16 protein-coding genes are annotated in these 18,818 nt (G+C 48.9%); 11 read left to right on the top strand and 5 right to left on the bottom strand.

Going from position 1 to position 18,818, the window contains the following annotated elements:
* Nucleotides 1-164: 164 nt before the first annotated feature.
* On the top strand, nucleotides 165-1,133 hold the full coding sequence (locus tag IEW26_RS22155; protein ID WP_188593935.1) for an SMI1/KNR4 family protein: 969 nt from the start codon (nucleotides 165-167) through the stop codon (nucleotides 1,131-1,133).
* A 202-nt stretch (nucleotides 1,134-1,335) separates the two neighbouring features.
* On the opposite strand, the gene IEW26_RS22150 is transcribed toward IEW26_RS22155, so the two are convergent.
* The gene (locus tag IEW26_RS22150) at nucleotides 1,336-1,833 is read right to left on the bottom strand and encodes a DinB family protein (protein WP_188593934.1); all 498 of its coding nucleotides are present in this window, start codon (nucleotides 1,831-1,833) and stop codon (nucleotides 1,336-1,338) included.
* 167 nt (nucleotides 1,834-2,000) lie between these two features.
* On the opposite strand from IEW26_RS22150, the gene IEW26_RS22145 reads away from it, so the two are divergent.
* The 9 genes from IEW26_RS22145 to IEW26_RS22105 all read left to right on the top strand — a co-directional run bounded on the left by IEW26_RS22145 (nucleotide 2,001) and on the right by IEW26_RS22105 (nucleotide 13,287).
* Complete coding sequence (locus tag IEW26_RS22145) at nucleotides 2,001-3,164, top strand: response regulator (protein WP_188593933.1); 1,164 nt, start codon at nucleotides 2,001-2,003, stop codon at nucleotides 3,162-3,164.
* Nucleotides 3,161-6,325 carry a hybrid sensor histidine kinase/response regulator gene (locus IEW26_RS22140; RefSeq protein WP_188593932.1) on the top strand — a complete coding sequence of 1,055 codons (3,165 nt, stop codon included), beginning with the start codon at nucleotides 3,161-3,163 and terminating at the stop codon, nucleotides 6,323-6,325. Before IEW26_RS22145 ends, IEW26_RS22140 begins: the two co-directional genes overlap by 4 nt.
* Before the next feature lie 425 nt (nucleotides 6,326-6,750).
* Nucleotides 6,751-8,067: a sensor histidine kinase gene (locus tag IEW26_RS22135; protein WP_188593931.1), complete on the top strand. Its 1,317-nt coding sequence runs from the start codon at nucleotides 6,751-6,753 to the stop codon at nucleotides 8,065-8,067.
* On the top strand, nucleotides 8,039-8,932 hold the full coding sequence (locus tag IEW26_RS22130; RefSeq protein ID WP_188593930.1) for a response regulator: 894 nt from the start codon (nucleotides 8,039-8,041) through the stop codon (nucleotides 8,930-8,932). Before IEW26_RS22135 ends, IEW26_RS22130 begins: the two co-directional genes overlap by 29 nt.
* Nucleotides 8,933-9,258: 326 nt before the next feature.
* Nucleotides 9,259-10,056: a transporter substrate-binding domain-containing protein gene (locus tag IEW26_RS22125; RefSeq protein ID WP_188593929.1), complete on the top strand. Its 798-nt coding sequence runs from the start codon at nucleotides 9,259-9,261 to the stop codon at nucleotides 10,054-10,056.
* 17 nt (nucleotides 10,057-10,073) lie between these two features.
* Nucleotides 10,074-10,730 carry an amino acid ABC transporter permease gene (locus IEW26_RS22120; protein WP_188593928.1) on the top strand — a complete coding sequence of 219 codons (657 nt, stop codon included), beginning with the start codon at nucleotides 10,074-10,076 and terminating at the stop codon, nucleotides 10,728-10,730.
* Entirely contained in the window at nucleotides 10,727-11,449 is a 723-nt protein-coding gene (locus IEW26_RS22115) for an amino acid ABC transporter ATP-binding protein (RefSeq protein WP_188593927.1), read from the top strand. Before IEW26_RS22120 ends, IEW26_RS22115 begins: the two co-directional genes overlap by 4 nt.
* Before the next feature lie 221 nt (nucleotides 11,450-11,670).
* A complete protein-coding gene (locus IEW26_RS22110) occupies nucleotides 11,671-12,072 on the top strand; it encodes a hypothetical protein (protein WP_188594047.1) in 402 nt (133 codons plus the stop codon).
* 84 nt (nucleotides 12,073-12,156) lie between these two features.
* A complete protein-coding gene (locus IEW26_RS22105) occupies nucleotides 12,157-13,287 on the top strand; it encodes an SGNH/GDSL hydrolase family protein (RefSeq protein ID WP_188593926.1) in 1,131 nt (376 codons plus the stop codon).
* 135 nt (nucleotides 13,288-13,422) lie between these two features.
* Here IEW26_RS22105 and IEW26_RS22100 read toward each other — a convergent pair whose 3' ends face one another.
* The 4 genes from IEW26_RS22100 to IEW26_RS22085 all read right to left on the bottom strand — a co-directional run bounded on the left by IEW26_RS22100 (nucleotide 13,423) and on the right by IEW26_RS22085 (nucleotide 17,400).
* Nucleotides 13,423-13,998 carry a dihydrofolate reductase family protein gene (locus IEW26_RS22100; protein WP_145405003.1) on the bottom strand — a complete coding sequence of 192 codons (576 nt, stop codon included), beginning with the start codon at nucleotides 13,996-13,998 and terminating at the stop codon, nucleotides 13,423-13,425.
* Between the two features lie 178 nt (nucleotides 13,999-14,176).
* Complete coding sequence (locus IEW26_RS22095) at nucleotides 14,177-15,193, bottom strand: phosphotransferase (protein WP_188593925.1); 1,017 nt, start codon at nucleotides 15,191-15,193, stop codon at nucleotides 14,177-14,179.
* On the bottom strand, nucleotides 15,190-16,263 hold the full coding sequence (rsgA, locus tag IEW26_RS22090; RefSeq protein WP_188593924.1) for a ribosome small subunit-dependent GTPase A: 1,074 nt from the start codon (nucleotides 16,261-16,263) through the stop codon (nucleotides 15,190-15,192). The genes IEW26_RS22095 and rsgA overlap by 4 nt, the downstream gene beginning before the upstream one ends.
* A 369-nt stretch (nucleotides 16,264-16,632) precedes the next feature.
* On the bottom strand, nucleotides 16,633-17,400 hold the full coding sequence (locus IEW26_RS22085; protein ID WP_188593923.1) for a helix-turn-helix domain-containing protein: 768 nt from the start codon (nucleotides 17,398-17,400) through the stop codon (nucleotides 16,633-16,635).
* A gap of 423 nt (nucleotides 17,401-17,823) precedes the next feature.
* Between IEW26_RS22085 and IEW26_RS22080 the strand changes: the two genes are divergently transcribed.
* On the top strand, nucleotides 17,824-18,732 hold the full coding sequence (locus IEW26_RS22080) for a helix-turn-helix transcriptional regulator (RefSeq protein ID WP_188593922.1): 909 nt from the start codon (nucleotides 17,824-17,826) through the stop codon (nucleotides 18,730-18,732).
* Nucleotides 18,733-18,818 lie beyond the last annotated feature (86 nt).

Here is an 18,818-nt window from a genome sequence, read left to right as displayed (position 1 = left end):
ATAAATAGGATCAGGGCAGTCTGACGGTGTGTTATACATGGTCGGGCTGCTTTTTTATTTTCACTGCTCAAAGCTTCAGATTACTTCTTCGCTGGAGAAGCAGTTCTGTATAGTGGTATAATTTTCAATACATAATGATGAGATGAAAGAACGGAGGCACAATAATGAACGAAGAGCTGTTGGAGCAACTGGAAGCTTGGCATGAAGAGGATGAATACGAGAAGATTGTACATGCGGTGCAGGAGATTCCGGCAGAAGAGAGAGACTATGAGCTGGTGAATCATTTGGGTCGGGCACTGAACAATCTGGAACGATATGAGGAAGCCGTAGAGCAGTTTCTGACCGTTGCGGACGAGGGGGAGGATGATCCGCTGTGGCAGTACCGAATTGGCCTGGCCTACTATTATTTGGAGCAGTATGACAAGGCAGAGCAGGCGTTCGAGCGCTCCGATGAGCTGGAGCCCGGGGATGAAGACACGCTGGAGTTTCTGGAGTGGATCCGTAACCGGGACGAGCAGGATGAAGATGAGCAAGAGGGTATCCTCGAAGCTGGGGAACAGGATGGCGAGTTGGTAGAAGGAAGCGCTGAAGAGCCGCGTGCGGCGATCGCATCGGTACCAGTCGTTTCTTCCGATCCAGTACCTGTATCCGGTGAATTCTGGAATGACAGCGAGCTGGCATTGGAGCAGTATGTGTCTGATTTACCTAGTGACAGCTTGATTGAATCCGTAGAGGAGCAGCTTGTATTCCGCCTGCCAGCCTCTTACATTGAGATGATGAAGGAACATAACGGCGGTATTCCGTACAACCGCTTTTTCCCTGTGACGAACGAAGCATCTGGAGAAACCGGATATGTAGAAATTGAGGGGATACTGGGCATTGGCCGCGAGAAGCGTCATTCCCTGTGCGGTGCAGAGGGCAGCTGGGTCGTTATTGAGCGTGATCGTTATCCTGAAATTGGTGTAATCATTGCCAAGGCGCCATCGGAAGCAGGGGTTGTGATGCTGGACTACCGTTCCTCTGGCAATGATGGTGAACCAGAGGTGGTCTATGTAGACAAGGCAGAGCGCCTCATTACCCCGCTCGCACCTAACTTTGAGGCCTTTATTCAGGGGCTAATGCGACCGGAGTAGTTCTCGGGTAACCTGTCGAGGGGCTTGTCACAAAAATAACTATGCAAGCAAGAAGCCGCAAGGGATACATCCTTTGCGGCTTCTTGCTTGCATAACATTTATGTGTCACTCCGTAACAACCTGCACTCATTTCGTGCAAACCTTAATCTATCGAGTTTCCCCGGTGTGAGAAACTTTCTTCCTGCTCGACTTATATGCCGGTTTATGCAGGATATCCGCCGCCTGGAGGCGGCCATGCGCCGTAGAACCGGCGAAGCAGTACAATTTCACCTAAATGATAGGAGTTGTGGGAAGCAATGTTACGCAGTAATCCGCCTTTGGTTTCACCCGGGAAATGGGGCAGTGCATCATTCAGCTGCGCTGTCTCTGCAATCGAGACTGCCAGATCAATGCCGCTCAGGAAGGCCCGGATATCCTCCTGCCAAGCATCATTATCCTGAGGTCCTGTTTCCGTAGGCCAGCTCTCGTTTACACTGGCTGGCATTTGCGGTTTGCGTCCCTCTACGTGCTCCAGCATGAACTGCTGCCAGTAGTGCATATGTTTCACCAGTTGATAGATGGTATATGGCATCGCCTCATGTGTACGTCCCGCAAGCTCTGCATCAATATCGGGCAAAGCCTTGGCAATACGAATATGTCCCCGCTCTCCGATCAGGGCATTTACAAGAGCTTTTCCAAAACTTTGATTAACATCTGACATATGTGATCTTCCTTTCTTTATGAACAGGTCTTTGGCCTGTCATTATATCTATTATACAATTAAATTGTAGAAAATTAAAAAGTGGAAACAGGAACCATATTTCGAAAAAGCCTATGCTATAATAGTGAAAATAAAATTGAGACCTCCGGGTCGGGGAGGAAGCTCCTGTGAAGGTCATATTGGTGGATGATGAACGTCTTGCATTGATCGGATTACAAAAGTTGTTAGAGAAAGAAGTTAGCGGCATTCAGATTGTTGCCAGCTATATGAATCCGACAGAGGTGACAGCAGGGGTGCTGCTGCATCGGCCGGATGTGGTCTTTCTGGATATCCACATGCCAGAAATAGATGGAATGGATCTGGGGCGGCAGATACAGAAGGCCGTGCCGGGGACTGAAATTATTTTTGTCACAAGCTACGATCAATATGCAGTTCATGCCTTTGAACTTCAAGCGTTAGACTACGTAATGAAACCTGTGCAGAAGGAACGGCTCAATCAGACGCTGCAGCGTGTGCGGGAGAAGCTCGCTCTGCGGCGTGAGCAGCGAATGATGAATACAGAAGTTCCCTTAATCTGTTGCTTTAATCAGATAAGCTTTAAACTGCCGGGCAAGGAGCCGCAAGTCGCCAAGTGGCGTACCAGCAAAGCACAGGAATTGTTTGCTTATCTGCTGCATCATCGGAATCAGGTGATATATCGCGGTGCGTTGCTGGATTTGCTGTGGCCGGGGGCAGAAGAAGAAAAGACGGCACATCAGCTCTATACGACGATGTATCATGTACGTCAGACCTTGAAGACCTGCGGCATGGATATGATTAGCATTCATAGTGCCCATCTTGAAGCTGGTTACAAGCTTGTATTGGGAGATGCTCTGCTGGATAGTGAGCAATGGGAGAGGGAGATGAAAGCCTGGAGAGAAGTAAAGCCCGAAACAGTGGAGGCATATGAACAGGCAGTTTATCGGTACAAGGGCACATATCTTGGGCGTTACGACTACATGTGGGCCGAACCTGAGCGCGAAAGATTACGTTATCTGTGGCTGTACCATATGAGGCAGCTGAATCTGCATTATCTCAAGCAAGGCCAGAAGGATCGGGCAGTCGAGAACATACAGCAGATTCAACAGATGCTGCCTGACGATGAAGAAAGCTATTTTATGCTCATGAAGCTATACGACGAGATGGATCACAAACTTGGTGTCGAAGAACAATACCGGCTGTTAACGAGCAGAATGGAGCAGGAACTGGGTATTCCGATTAGTGAAGAGGTTCAACAATGGTATAATGATTGGAAACGAGGAATCACGAAGGCAGGACAACATACAAGATGAACATAAAGAACAGAGGAGTGCTCAGGCGCTTCTATTACATATGGATTATGCTCGTTATTTTTGCGGCACTGTTTGGCATGCGGTGGATGTGGACACAGTTCTTCCCAACCGTGGATGAGCATCAAGCTGTGAATGGGGTTATGGATTTGCGAGGTGTGGATCTGCAGCAGATGCCAGTCATGTATTTGAACGGGGAATGGGAGCTGTATCCGAATGAACTGCTGACGAGCCAGCAGTTTGCAGATCAGGATGAGAAGGCAAAAGCCAGCATCGTGCAGGTGCCTGGTGATTGGAGGGATGTACTCCAACCAGACGGGGGAGATTCACTCGGTTATGCTACATACCGATTACGTATTCTGATCGATCCGCTTCAGGAACCGGTAGCCTTCTGGTTCAAAAGCATCAGCAGTTCATCCGAAATTGAACTCAACGGAGAGACGGTTTCCGTTAGAGGTAAAGTGTCGGCAGATTCACACAACTATGTGCCACATAATATCCCGTTTACGCCGGTTTTTGATCAGGAGGGCACGACAGTTATTGAAGTGCTTGTTCGTGTGGCTAATTATGATAGTCCATACAATGGTGGCATCACGAAGTCAATCCGGTTTGGTTCTCAAGATGCGGTTGATTATGTTCATTGGTACTCCATCGGTTTTCAATTGGCCATCTTTCTGGTACTGCTGCTGCATGGCATGTATGCTTTCATCTTGTATTCCTTTAACCCGCAAGAGCGCTCCTTATTGGTTGCTGGCATACTGACCTTATCTGTTGGCATCGGAGTAATAGCTGGTCATGACAACGTGTTAATGCTCTGGTTCCCGATCAACTATACCTGGGGGATCAAAATTCGGCTCATCTGTTTACTGCTGCAAAATGCCTGTATCGTACTGCTGTTTCAAAGGCTGGCCGGAATAAAGGGGAATCATCGATGGCTCCAGTGGTATGGAGCAGTCCTTAGTGCTTATATTATTGTTATTTCTGCAATCCCGATCCACATATTGTACATGATGCTTCACTACAAGATGATTAGCATTTTCTTCCTGGTGACCGGGCTGTGGCTGCTTTATATTATCGGTTCAATGATTTTCCGCAAGCAGGAGGATCGAGATATCATTTTCCTGTTTCTAACGGCAGGTGGCATTATTTCCAATCTGTTCTGGAGCTTTATGGAGGATTCAGCGAACGGCACAACCGTGTATTACCCCATCGATATCGTGTTTGCGATTACGGGGTTTTCAGCTTATTGGTTCAAGAAATATTTCAGAAATGCACGCGAGAATATGGAGCTGAACCAGGAGCTGAAGAAGGGAGACAAGATCAAAGATCAGTTTCTGGCGAACACGTCTCATGAACTGCGAACACCGCTGCACGGAATCATTAACATTGCTCATAATGTCGTTAACCGGGAGAAGAATACACTGGATGCTCGCAGTCTCGAGGACATGGAGCTGCTGATAACCATTGGGCGGCGGATGTCTCATCTGCTTGGCGATCTGCTGGATGTTGTTAGGTTGAAGGAGCATCGTATTACACTGCAGTGCTCTGCTGTATCTGTACAATCTGCTGTACCTGGCATCATGACGATGCTGGAATACATGGTTGAACGAAAACAGGTGCAGCTTCAGATGCATATTGAGGATAGCTTTCCTCAAGTGTTGGCGGATGAGAAACGGCTTGTACAGATTATGTATAATCTGCTGCATAACGCGCTCAAACATACCGACGAAGGTACCATTACGGTAAGTGCCGAGCTTCGTGATGGTCATGCGCTCATTCATGTTGCTGATACAGGTACAGGCATGGACGCGGCAACGCAAGAACGGATTTTCCTTCCCTATGAACAGGGCTCTTATGATGAACGGGATAGTCAAGGCATCGGGCTCGGATTAAATATCTGCAAACAGCTTGTTGAGCTGCATGGCGGCTCACTGTCCATTCGTTCTGTGCCAGGTGAAGGCTCAGTGTTCAGCTTTGATCTGCCGCTGGCTCAGTCAGCTGCACCTGAGGCTGCGTCTCAGCTGGGATCACAGTATTCTAACGGGTGGGATCAAGATACTGCCGACATGACAGAGGAGACGTTGAACGCATTTTTATTACAGCATGCTGCTTCAGAACGCACAGAATTCGCGGCTGCGGAGGATGTGCCATCTCTTTTGCCGGAAGGCAAGTCATTTATTCTCGCTGTGGATGATGATCCGGTTAACCTGGAGGTGCTGGTCAGCATTCTTTCGAATGAGCCCTGCCTGATCACCACCGCTCGTTCAGGGCAGGAAGCACTTGAATTATTAAATACACGTCAGTGGGATTTATTGATTACCGATGTAATGATGCCTTACATGTCAGGATACGAGTTGACTCGGAAGGTGCGGGAGCAATATTCCATGTCAGAGCTTCCCGTGCTGCTGCTCACGGCTCGAAGTCAGCCGCCGGACATATATACCGGGTTTGCGTCGGGGGCCAATGATTATATTACGAAGCCAGTGGATGCGGTGGAGCTCAAGTATCGCATACGTGCTTTGACGATGCTGAACAAGTCTATTCAGGATCGGCTGCGTATGGAAGCGGCCTATTTGCAGGCGCAGATTCAGCCTCATTTTCTGTTTAATACGCTGAATTCACTGATGGTGCTTAGTGATATAGATACAGAGCATATGCGCAAGCTTGGTGAAGCCTTCTCCTCTTACCTACGCATCAGCTTTAACTACCTGAATACCGGGGAGCTGGTGAATTTGTCTTACGAGCTGGAGCTTGTGGAGGCATACCTGTTTATTGAGAAAACCCGTTTTGAAGATCGGCTGTCTGTCATTCTGGATATCGAGCCTGATCTCCAGCTGCGCTTGCCTCCTCTGTCTATTCAGCCGCTGGTGGAGAATGCAGTCAAACATGGTTTGTTAAGCCGTCATGCCGGGGGAACGATCTGTTTGACCATCAGCCGGGGACAGGGTTACACCCGGATTGAGGTCAAGGATAACGGCAAAGGCATGTCGCCTGAGCAGGTCGCTGCCCTGAAGGGAGCTTCGTGGAACAGCAAAGGCGGGATCGGCATCCCCAATACAAACCGCAGATTGCTTCAACGCTATGGTTGCGGATTAACCATTGTTAGTGAGCTGGGTGAGGGTACGATGGTTTCCTTTGATATCCCAGACGGGGAAGTGAATTAGCTCGGTGTATGTTCAAGCGATTATACGGATAACCTGAGGACATGACATACCGAAGGCACAGGCTGTTGAAGGTCAAACTTCCAGCCTTTTTGTGCTGTCTGAGTGTTATATAAGCTGAACTATTCATTTACACGTGAACGGAGAGGACAGAAAAAACCTGAAAAAGCGAAGCGGTCACCTTTATCACCGGATTTTCCCTTTTAGAAAAAGGAAATCGAAAAAAATCTGGGGATAACAGTGATTGGAAGGTTGTTTTGTCATCGGAGTGGTTTGTGTAAAACTTTTAGTTCAACTCACTTAAATAACAGATTTCCTGGATTTTAATCATTTCTAATGCCTCTTTCATATGTTAGTATATTTAACATCAGAAGCGCGGTTTCGGTGGTGTGCGTTATGAAACGCTGTAATAGTAGGTGGAGAAGACGATGCGTAATTGGGTCAAAAATGAAAATGTGCAGATGGCAGCTGTTGCTTTGGCTACCGCTGTAGGAGCGCAGTTCAAGATTAATCCCTTTCGGGAGGATTATTTCCGGATCGGACTCGGGGTCAGTATTTTTTTGTTTTTGCTGATGATTATGCCCCACTTGTCTTATATCAAAACAGGGATTCTGACGGGTCTGGCAAGCTTTGCGTTTCAGTCTGCTGATCTGATTCATCATGTGCATACTGTATCATTGCTGGAGAGCATGCGGGATAATCTGGGAGCAGGCTTGTATTATGTGGTATTTGCTTATGGGCTGAGCAGGCTCAAGCACCGATTCCATGGGATTCCTCCGCTCCTGCTGGGAGGCATCATCACCGGACTGGATTTTTCCTCGAATCTGGTGGAGTTATTTGTGCGGGGTGTGCTGAGTGGGAGCAATATATTTTATATGCGTGAATGGCTGTATCTGTTTGTTGTGGGCGGGCTGCGAAGTTACTTTGTGATTGGGCTGTACAACAGCTTTGCCGTAAGGCAGATCAGGCTTTTGCATGCCGAGCAGGAGAAACGTATGGAGCAGATGCTGAGTGTGAATTCAGGGTTGTACGGCGAGGTGTTCTACCTGAAAAAAGCGATGGACACGATTGAAGGCATTACGGCCAACAGCTATGAGCTGTATCGTGATCTGCGGGAGCGGGACATGAACGAATACAGTCAGCGTACACTGGGCATCGCACAGCAGATTCATGAGGTGAAGAAGGATTCCCAGCGTATTCTGGCGGGACTGCTGAAGCTCTATGACAATGAGAAGACCGTGAATATGAGCCTGTCGGAAGTGCTGAATTTTGCAGGAAAGGCGAATCGGAAGTACAGCGAGATGCTGCACAAGCAGGTGAAGTTTGAGATTGAACAGCAGTATGAAGGAGAATCGCCGTATTACATTCCACTGCTCACAGTGCTGAATAACCTGCTGGCTAATGCAGTTGAGGCCATAGAGCAGGAGGGTCTGATTCAGGTACGGGTGTTTGAACAGGGCTCGGAAGTGCATTTTGTGGTGACTGATTCGGGAAAAGGCATACCTGAGGCGAAGCGCGGGGTGATTTTTGAGCCTGGTTATACGACCAAGTTTGATGAAGTTGGCATTGCTGCCACAGGGATTGGCCTGTCGCATGTACGTGATATCGTTCAATCTCTGGAAGGACGAATTCTGGTGGAGTCCGCTCCGGGTGGGCAAGGGACAACATTCAGCGTCATGATTCCCGGAGTCAATCTAATGAAGGAGGCCGATGCCGATGACACTTTCGATCGTAATCGTGGATGATGATGTGGTGAGTCGCAGCATGCTGCAGGATATCATTGATTCCTGTGGATTCGGGGAGCTTGCCGGCATGGCTGAGGGCGGACTGGAGGGACAGCGTATCGTTATGGATCGCAAGCCGGATGTTGTGCTGATTGATCTGCTGATGCCTGATCAGGACGGGATTGAAACCGTGTCGAAGCTGAAGCAGAGCGGGTATAGCGGCAAATTCATTATGATCTCCCAGGTGGAAAACAAAGAGATGGTCGGGGCTGCCTACCAGAAAGGGATCGAATTTTTCATTCATAAACCCATCAATCGAGTGGAAGTAGAGCATGTGCTGAACAAGGTGAACGAGCAGTGGAAGTATGAACGATACGTGCAGGAAGTCAAACAGTCCATGGCCCGGTTGAATCTGGTCGAGGCTCCAGCTCCTGCGAAGACCCGAACCGTACGAGAGGTAGCGCGCAGCATACTGATGGACCTCGGAATTATCGGTGAGAGTGGAAGTAAAGATATAGTGGCCTTGATGGAATATGCGATTGAGCAAAGGCAAGCTTCGGAGCTGCCGCCACTGAAGGAAACCTATGAAGCGGTGGCCCGGGCGTACAAGCCGACTGCCAAGGATGTGGAGAAGGAATGCAAGGCGATGGAGCAGCGCATTCGCAGGACGGTTCTGACGGCACTGACGAATATGGCTTCTATTGGACTGACAGATTACAGTAATCCTAAATTCGAGCATTATGCGCCGCTATATTTTGATTTTCAGGATGTACGCATGAAGATGAGGGCTATGGAAGAAGAGCAGGCAGCGGACAAGAGCAAGGTGAACATTAAGAAGTTCCTGCAGGTATTTTACATGGAAATCGTAGAGAAAATGAACGGTTGAAATGCGGGTAACCTGAGTAGGACAACCAAGAGAGAGTAAGATAAGGAGCATAAAACGATCACAAAAGGGAATTCTCGAACAGTATTTTCGGGAATTCTTTTTTTGTGTTATATAAAATTACATTAAATTGTTTTACCTATGCTAATTTTCACGATATAGTGCATATTTTTATCTAAAAACACCATTGTGTTAATTTAATTAACATAGTTTGTAGATATTTTATGTAGGATTGCGTAAGTTTTCGTAGGTGTAGAAATACAATACGTACATAAATACAAATGATCGATTCGGTCGATCCCAATTACATTCGGAAAAGGGGTTTTTCCATGAAAAAGGCAGCATCTATCGTAATGGCAGCATTTCTTGCATTGGCACTAAGTGCTTGCGGCGCAGCAAAATCGGGTGAGGACGGTAAAGCCCAGTCTGCAAGCGGATCGGCCGTAGAGAAATATACGTTTGGTACCGATGCGACATATCCCCCGTTTGAGTTTCAGAAGGACGGAAAATATGTAGGGATCGACATTGACCTCATGAACGCAATTGCGAAAGAGGAAGGCTTTGAAGTCGAGATCAAACCGATGGATTTCAAGGGCATCATCCCGGCCATTACAGCCAATCAATTGGATGGGGCCATTGCCGGCATCAGCATTACGGATGAGCGCAAAAAAGTGGTCGATTTCTCGGACCCGTATTATCAAGCCGGACTGTCCTTAATTGTGAATGAAGATAACAACGATATTAAGAGCCCTCAGGATTTGAAAGGCAAAACGATTGCGATTAAAAAAGGTACATCTGGCGCCAACCTTGCGGATGAATATGCCAAAACCTATGGCGCAACTATTAAATATTTTGACGACAGTCCGTCCATGTATCAGGAAGTAGCGAACAAAAACGCGGACGCCACACTTGAGGACTTTCCGGTAATTTCGTACAAAATTGCGATTGACCCGAATGCCAAGCTCAAAATTGTCGGTGATCGCTTGAACGGAGACTTCTACGGCATTGCCGTTGCCAAAGGGGATACCACATTGCAGAAAAAAATTAACGATGGGTTGAAGAAGTTACAGGAAAACGGCGAATACGACAAAATTGTCGAAACTTATTTAGGATCAGCGGCGAAGTAGAAGGGAACGTGATACGGATGGAATCCTCATTGCAAGTCATACTGGACGCACTGCCTCTTCTGTTAGAGGGAACGGTTGTTACGTTGAAAATTGTTGTAATCTCGCTCATCTTTGCCATGGTGATCGGTCTGATCTCCGGGCTGATGAGCACCTCCCTGAATCGGCTGCTGCGGCTGGTGGCTTCGCTTTATGTGGATATCATCCGCGGCACACCTCTTCTGGTGCAGGTATATTTCATCTACTTCGGTCTGCCCGTGTTCCTGGATATGCGAATCCCGGCCATGACCGCAGGCATCATTGCAGTAAGTCTGAATGCCGGGGCTTATGTCTCGGAGATTTTCCGGGCAGGTATCGAGTCCATAGGCAAAGGCCAGCATGAAGCCGCAAGATCACTGGGCCTCAGCCGGTTCAAGACGATGTGGCTGGTGGTGCTGCCGCAGGCAACCCGGCGTATGATTCCTACGTTTGTGAACCAGTCCATCATTACGATTAAGGACACATCGCTGTTGTCGGCCATAGGCATTGCAGAGCTGACACAGACCGGGGAGATTATTATTTCCTCCAATTTCCGGGCATTTGAAATCTGGGGTGTTGTCGGCATCTTTTATCTGATTATCATTGTTCTTCTGTCCCGGGCTTCCCGGTTCATCGAAAGGAGGTATGCAATCCGATGATTACGGTAGAGAATCTGAGAAAGCAATTTGGCGCCAATGAAGTCCTGAAGGATATCTCCACAACGATCCGGGAGCAGGAGGTGGTATGTGTCATCGGCCCTTCGGGCTCTGGCAAAAGCACCTTCTTGCGCTGCCTCAACCTGCTGGAGGAAGTCACGTCAGGCAAGATCACCATTGGCGAAGTGGAGGTCACCTCGCCCAAGACGAACATTGACGAGCTGCGCACCAATGTGGGCATGGTGTTCCAGCAGTTCAACCTGTTTCCTCATCTGACGGTGCTGGAGAATATCATGCTGGCACCCAAGCATATCCGCAAGCTGAGCAAAGCCGAGAATGAGAGCAAGGCGATGGAGCTGCTCGGCAAGGTCGGTCTGTCCCAGAAAAAAGATGCCTATCCTGAGCAGCTGTCCGGCGGACAGCAGCAGCGTGTAGCGATTGCCCGTGCACTCGCCATGAACCCGAGTGTCATGTTATTTGATGAACCAACCTCGGCACTGGACCCCGAGATGGTCGGTGAAGTGCTGCAGGTGATGAAAGACCTCGCCCATGAGGGAATCACGATGATTGTGGTAACACATGAGATGGGCTTTGCCCGCGAGGTGGCAGATCGGGTGATTTTCATGGACGGTGGTTATATCGTCGAGGAAGGCACGCCGGAGGCTATTTTTCAACATACGCAGCATGAACGGACGAAGGCATTTCTGGGCAAGGTGCTGTAACAGGACAGTATGAACGCAGTGATCCTTAGGGCTGTCTGCTGATTCTTAAACAGATCACAGGATTTATCCCCTCCGGGTGAGCCTTGAATGAGTGCATCTGAATGAATGCTCTTGGACAAGGCTTGCTTGCAGGGGATTTTTGCTGTTGTGCGTAATACATATTAGAATGGATTCATCAGAACTGACATCGTACGCATCAATTGCCAGGGAGGGCATTGTCTATGGAGCGAATAACCCGGATGGATAAAGGGATTTTCCGAACAAATCTGCTGCAGGCACTGGAAGAGATTCGAACGCGGGATCAGCTGCAATATGAAGACATTCAACTGCTCATTGAACCTGTGCCCGAGCCGGACAAATCCCTGAATGGAGCAGATGAGATGATGCGGCTGGTGGTGCTTGCCCCGGAGAATGTGGCGCATCGTCATTTCACTGTAGAAGAGGCGGTGGAGCTGCTCTGCTGGCATGTGCCGCTAGTGCCGCTCTGGATTGATGTGTCTTTGGAGGGCGTGGAACAGGACAGGAAGCGAGCCGTATTCAAGCTGAGGTGCAGCCCGCGTTTGCGTAAACCAACCCAGCTTCTGCATGCGGAGACAGGGCATGCCCCGTTCCGGGTGACATAGCGGGTGTCAGGATCGAGGCGCAGCGTCTAGGTGGAGTAGTGCTCGGTGAGGATATAACGTGTTAATCAGAACAGGAGGATACATATGACTAAGCATACCAATGAGGAGTTACAGACCATTGCGATAACAGACCTTGCTCATCTCAAAATCCATGGCAGAACAACGGCTAATCGCACCCCTGTAACTCTGTTCTGGACGGGAAGTGCGGTGGAACTTAACGTTCAGGGTGCTGAATTATGGGTGGAGGTCGAGTCGGCATATGATCACCTGGAGCCCTGGATCAGCGTTGTAGTTAACGGTGTTCCGGTCAGTCGGCAGATGTTAACCTCAGGCAGAGGCTGGCTCTGTATTTTTCGCGGTATGAACCCTGATGCGGTGAAAAATGTGCGCATCATCAAGGATGTACAAGCGATGAGTGCAGACCCGGGCTGTCTTTTACAATTTCATGCGGTGCGAACGGATGGTGTAATGCTGCCTGTTGAGGAGAAGCCATATCGAATCGAGTTTATTGGCGATAGCATTACTTCAGGCGAGGGTGCAATCGGTGCGAAGACGGAGGAAGACTGGGTGCCGATGTGGTTCAGTGCGTTGCACAATTATACGTATATGACTGCCAAAGCTTTGAATGCAGAGTATCGTGTGATCTCTCAAAGCGGCTGGGGAGTACTGAGCAGCTGGGATAACAATCCGCAAGGCAATATACCTGCGTATTATGAACAGGTCTGCGGCCTGCTGAACGGAGAACGGAACGAGCAGCTTGGTGCGCTTGAACCCCATGATTTCAGCACCTGGCAGCCAGATGTCGTTGTGGTTAATCTGGGCAGCAACGATGATGGTGCATTCCAGTCACCGGCATGGACCGATCCTGTCACCGGACAGGTGTATAAGCAGCGTTTGAACGAGGATGGAACCTATCATGAAGCGGACCTTGCCAAGTTCGAGCAAGCGGTGCAGCAGTTCCTGACCAAGCTGCGAAAAAATAACCCGCAAGCGCATATTGTCTGGGCTTATGGCATGCTTGGGGCCTCCCTGCTTCCAGCTATTTATCGTGCCGTGGACGGATATAGCAAGCAAACCGGGGATCGCCTTGTTTCGATCCTGCAGCTTCCGGATACAACGGAAGAGACTATGGGGGCGAGGACACATCCGGGTGAGCTATCCCATCGCAGGGCGGCAGAGGTTCTGACGGCGTATATTCGTAAGATTTTGAAATAAATCGAAGCTAAAACACGAATGCAAGTAGCATAGCCGACAACCACACAGCTTCCAGCCCGTGGAGCCCTGCTTCATGACGATGCATTGTACACAAAGACCGCACAGCAGATTGCCGCGCGGTCTTTGGTTTCTTTTCTAACGAGTAGATTCGTCTGCTGGTGTACCTGCTGCCTGGTCGGGCTGTACCTCGTAACGAATGGATACGATCTGTCCAAGGGTTTGGGTGCTTATCATTTTCAGCAGCGTAGGTACGGTGCCTTTGGGGAATAACGGGATGCCTTCACCCAGCACCTTCGGGATCACGGCTACCTCTATTTCATCCAGCAGCTGTGCGTCCATTACCGACTGAACAAGCAAGCCCCCACCGACAATCCATACATCTCCCTCCGAGGTCTGTTTCAGACGTGGAATGAGCGTTTCCAGGCTCTCGGCTGTGAACTGCACATGTGGCGCAGGGGGCTGCTCCGAGCGGGAGAGCACGTATGTCGGACGATCCGCATAAGGGAAATCCTCGGACAAGGTCAGTACCTCCTCATATGTGGAACGCCCCATGACGACACTTCCAATCGTTTGATAGAAAGCGGCATAGCCGTTATCTCCTCCATCCCCTTCGACATCGAACAGCCAATCTACGGAGCCATCGAGGCGTGCAATATAACCATCCAGACTAATAGCAATGTATAAAATTGTTTTTGAAGCCGTCATGATCATCGCTCCCTTTCTTATGATAGCTACAGCATACACCTTAACTATGACAAAACATGTCGTAGTTATATGAAGTCGTCCAAGATAAGACATGTTAAGGATGGAAGCCGATGACATGGTCATGACGGGTTGGAGTGTTAGTCAGGCTTAAGGCTTAGATGGGCTCACTGCCTGCGGATTAAACTTATCCGTGCAGCGGGCTGCCTTTTATTTCATAGATTTTCTGGAGTGTGCGGATCTGCTGTTCCTTCTCCTCATCAGAATCGGCATGAAGATATCCCTCTACCATCCTGTATCCGAATACGATCAGAATCATCTCATACACACAGTGCTCTTCCAATGGCGGTGCCTCTGCATAAGCTGCAAAGCCTTTGTAATATGCAGGCACACAGCGCTGGTAATATTCCACCATATGATCCATATCGGCTTCATCTGCAATCAGGCTGGCCAGATCTTCTCCGAAATAACCCCACCCTGAGGTGTCCCAGTCGATAAGATTTATTTTCCCGTCTGCATAGAAGATATTGGTCACCCAGAAATCCCGATGGTTCAGCACAAGAGGCAACTGCTCAATCCGGGCGAAGATGGCGTCCGAGTTCTCATCAATGTCTATAAGCATCTGCCGTATATGAGGCGGGAAATCACAAGCTTCGGAACGGATGTAATCATAGACGAGAGGCCATGAACGATAGTGCAGATACGTATTTTTCATCAGATCAGCTTGGCTAAGATTATCCAGACGCTGCAGCACTTCCGGCTGTTCCGCATACAGCTTGCCTTGATAACGTCCCAGCTCCAGTGCGGTCTGCTCATACATATCCCCGGTCAGCTCCAAACCGGACACGCCATCAATATATTCCAGCCAGAGCTGAAATTCCGTTTCTTCGGCATTCATCTCAGCGTGGTAACAGGTAGGCCAGCGCAGGGTGTCCGTGAAAGTGATTTCGAGCTCAGATTGATAGAGATCATATTCGCGGCGCCAGGAGTTCGGGTCATTGTAACGCTCCCATTTAGAAGAAATTTTCAGCACGACCCGGTACGGCAGCTTTTGACCATCAGCCGTTTCGGCTGTTCCCGTTACGAGACTGACATTGCCGACAGTTCCGCCATGCAGTTTGACGGTAGAAGTGTCAGCTCCGACAATCTCCTTCTTGAAGTAGTTAGACAGCGCTTGATGTAACGTGTTCATTGTTCTATTCATTTTTTCCAGCCCCCGTTTTTCTTCTTTTGTTTATTCCACATGGCGTTTGTTTTGTCTTTTGCTCTTTTGTCGATGAGGTAGCATGTTCTATGTTGCACAAACCTGTTCTCCTGCTGCTGGGAAACATAACTCTCCCAACGTTCGCTTGGCAGTGAACCGTCATTTATTGCGGCGAGGACTGCACATCCCGGCTCGGTCTGATGGCAGCAATCGGTGAATCGGCATTGTGCAAACAGCTCTTCAACATCGGCAAAGCTCGCACGAATGCCCTCCTCGGCATGAAAGAGTCCCAGCTCCCGCATCCCAGGGGTATCCATTACCATTGCCCCGGAGGGAAGCATGAATAGCTGCCGATGGGTTGTGGTATGTCTCCCCCGGCTGTCCTGCTCTCGAATAGCTTGAACCTTCATAACGTCCTGTTCCATTAAAGCGTTCAGCAGGGAGGATTTTCCCACACCGGACATCCCAAGGAAAACAACCGTTTGCCCGGGTGTCAGATAAGGATGAAGCTCGCTCATCCCCATACCGGTGTGGCTGCTGATGACGTGAACAGGTACATCGGAGATACGTCTCTTCACTTCGGCAAGCATGGGGTGAACATCTGTAATCAGGTCTGCTTTGGTCAAAATAATGACGGGTGTACCACCGCTCTGCCTGGCTTGTGTCAGGTATCGAAGCATACGATTCACACTCAGATCACCGTTTAGTGAAGACAAGATAAAGACTGTATCAAAATTGGATGCGACAACCTGCTCCAATATCGTTTTGGCATAACCGGCAGCGTGACCTGCATAATCTGCACGCGAGAACTTGGAACGACGGGGAAGCACCTTAACGATCAGGGAATCACCTGCATCGCTGTAGTGCAGCAGTACAAAATCGCCAACGCACGGGAATTCTGCGCGCAGCGCTGCATGATGATAAAATGAGCCCTTCAGTACCGCGGTGACTTCGCCTTGCCCGGTCATGACCATAAAGCGTTCCCGCTGAATCTCTGTGATTCTGCCGGGTAACCATCCATCAGGAATCGCTTCTGTTTCTATATAGCCATAGGCTTTCAAATTAATCATTTGTATTGTTTTAGCTCCTTTAAAGTTGTTTTTTGGACGCAAAAATGCCGCAAACAAGCAGCCTCTAAAGAAGCTGCTGTTCTGCGGCATCAGGACGCAAAAAAGATACGACCTTGATCGTATCTTCAAACAGCAATATTCACGAAAGGTTACTTTGGATGGCATAACAAAGAAGCCGGGATTTATCCCGCTTTTTCAGAAATGCCGACTATTCAGTTTTAAGAACAAACCACCATAACCATAGTAGTAGTAGCTGCCATTAAAAACCTCTCCCTTCGTGTAAGGAACTCGCTTATCGCTAAGCTATCTAAAACATAACTCAATATGGAAAATAATTCAATCCTGAATATAATCGCTTTCTATTGAAATCTACTTGCCTACCGTCACATTCATGGACCCCTGCTTGTTGATCATCTGATGAATCATGGCAAGCAGGCGAACTGTAAGATCAGCTCTGAAATTCAGCCGATATCCACCGCGTACACGATCGACGAATCCGAGTTCAATGCATTCCGTAAGAACACGCTCCAGATCGACGGATGCCGGAAGCTGTGTACGCAATGTCTCTTCATCTACTGCGTAATACGGCTTCAAATCATCTATATTTCGCAGCAGGATGAGCAAAACATGCCGTACCTCATCCGATAGCAGGGTGAATGGGAACTCCGCTTCTGTACTTAACGTTTCAACCGCTTCCTCAAGAAAGGTTGGCGAGGCGATACACACGAGGCGATCCTTTGCCCAAAGACCCAGCCCTGTCGGGCCAAGGTGGATATGTACAAGGGAGGCGTGCCCTTCCGAATGAACTGGCGTTGTGGATACAGGTCCCTCGGCCAGGGTAATCATTTTTTCAAGAAATCCAATACGTTCTGTCAATTCCATCTGATGAAATGCCTCACGGATTTGAGGGATCAATGAGGTGAGTCCACCCTCTCGCCCTAATAGATAATCGGTTGAGCAGTCATAGAGATTGGCTAACTTTACAATTAAGGGTAGATCCGGCAGGGAGTCGCCGTTCTCCCACTTGGACACGGCCTGTGCAGATATGGATAAATGCCTTCCTAACTCTTCCTGGGTCATGCCGCTGGATCGGCGAAGCTTCGCAATTTTAGTACCTGTATGCTCCAGATTGTTCATTCAGAAAGCCTCCTTCGAAATGTTTTCTATAGCATAACTTGCGGTCATCATCTCGTGTATGGAGGCGCAAGTGAAATCTCAACCAGCAGTTGATATGGATGTGCCCGCAGTTGAAGGGCGGGAATAGATGATAAATTGCCCCTCACTGGCAGACTCGCCCCTGGACCAGCCTACAGGCAGTCCCTGATTTTTATAAATCTCAAACATAGCTTCGAAATAAGGATGTGACTCATTTTTGTATTCGGCTCCCACCATACGTGTTAGATGCCGTATATTTCTACATGTCTGATGCAGAGGCCTGCTTGCTCAAGGCATAAACTTGTCATTTTGCCATGCTGTATTTTACATAATTATGGAATGGGACGTTTCGCTATGTTACAATCCATCTATGACAAAGTTTGGCGTAGTTAGGATGGGGATAGGATGAATCAACGCAGGCTTGCAATGATGCGCCTCATGGATTCCAGACAGAAGTTCACAGCACGTGAACTGGCAGAGCGGTTCGAGGTGTCGGTACGCACCATTCAGCGTGATCTGGATGCATTGCAGGCGCTTGGCTTCCCGCTGTACACCGAGGTGGGTGCTAACGGTGGATACCGGGTGCTGCCCAACCGCATTTTGCCGCCTTTACAGCTGAGTCAGCAGGAGGCGCTGGGGCTGTTTATGATGCTTGAATATTTGGAGCAGGTGCCGGATTTTCCATACGGTTCAGTCCGTGAGCATCTGGCCGAGCAGTATTTCTCCACACTTCCTGCCGATGTGCAGGAACGGATCACAAGCATGCGGGATCACATTGCATTTATTCAGCATCCCGGCGAACATGTGAATGCCTTGACATCAGAGCTATTAACAGCCGCTTCCGACAAGAGGGCCATTACGTTTATGTATCACGCCCAGAGTGGATGGAAGAGGGTAAACGTCTATCCCTTCGGCATTTATTATGAGCAAGGATACTGGTACATGCCTGCACGGAATAAAGATCGTGTACTGTTATACCGTGTTGACCGGATGCGTGAGCTTACCGTGCTGGATCAGACGGATGATTCGGTGCCTGCGTTGAAGGCATGGCTGAAGCAGACAGAGGATCGAGCAGGCGAAGAGGTCGTGCTGCTCTTCACAGCATTCGGGGCCAGAATGGCTGCATCGGATGTGTTGTTCAGAGCGGTGGTTGATCAGGAGTGGCGCGGGCTTGTGCCGCGATCGGAGTTTTCTTTTACAGCACGCAGACTGCTTTCCTATGGACCCGAGGTGAAGGTGATATCTCCCCCGGAATTGCAGGAGCAGGTCCGCAGCATGCTGGAGCAAAGTGTAAAACAGTACGGGCAAGAATAAAGGAAATCGACATTCCAACTAGAACATATAATTTTGAAAGGGGGGCTACCATGAGTCGATTCATAACAAGTTTAACCACTTGCTCT

Source organism: Paenibacillus silvae (assembly GCF_014639235.1).
GTDB lineage: Bacteria > Bacillota > Bacilli > Paenibacillales > Paenibacillaceae > Paenibacillus > Paenibacillus silvae.
Note: the sequence above shows the minus strand (reverse complement) of the source record. Positions and strands in the feature narration are given on the sequence as shown.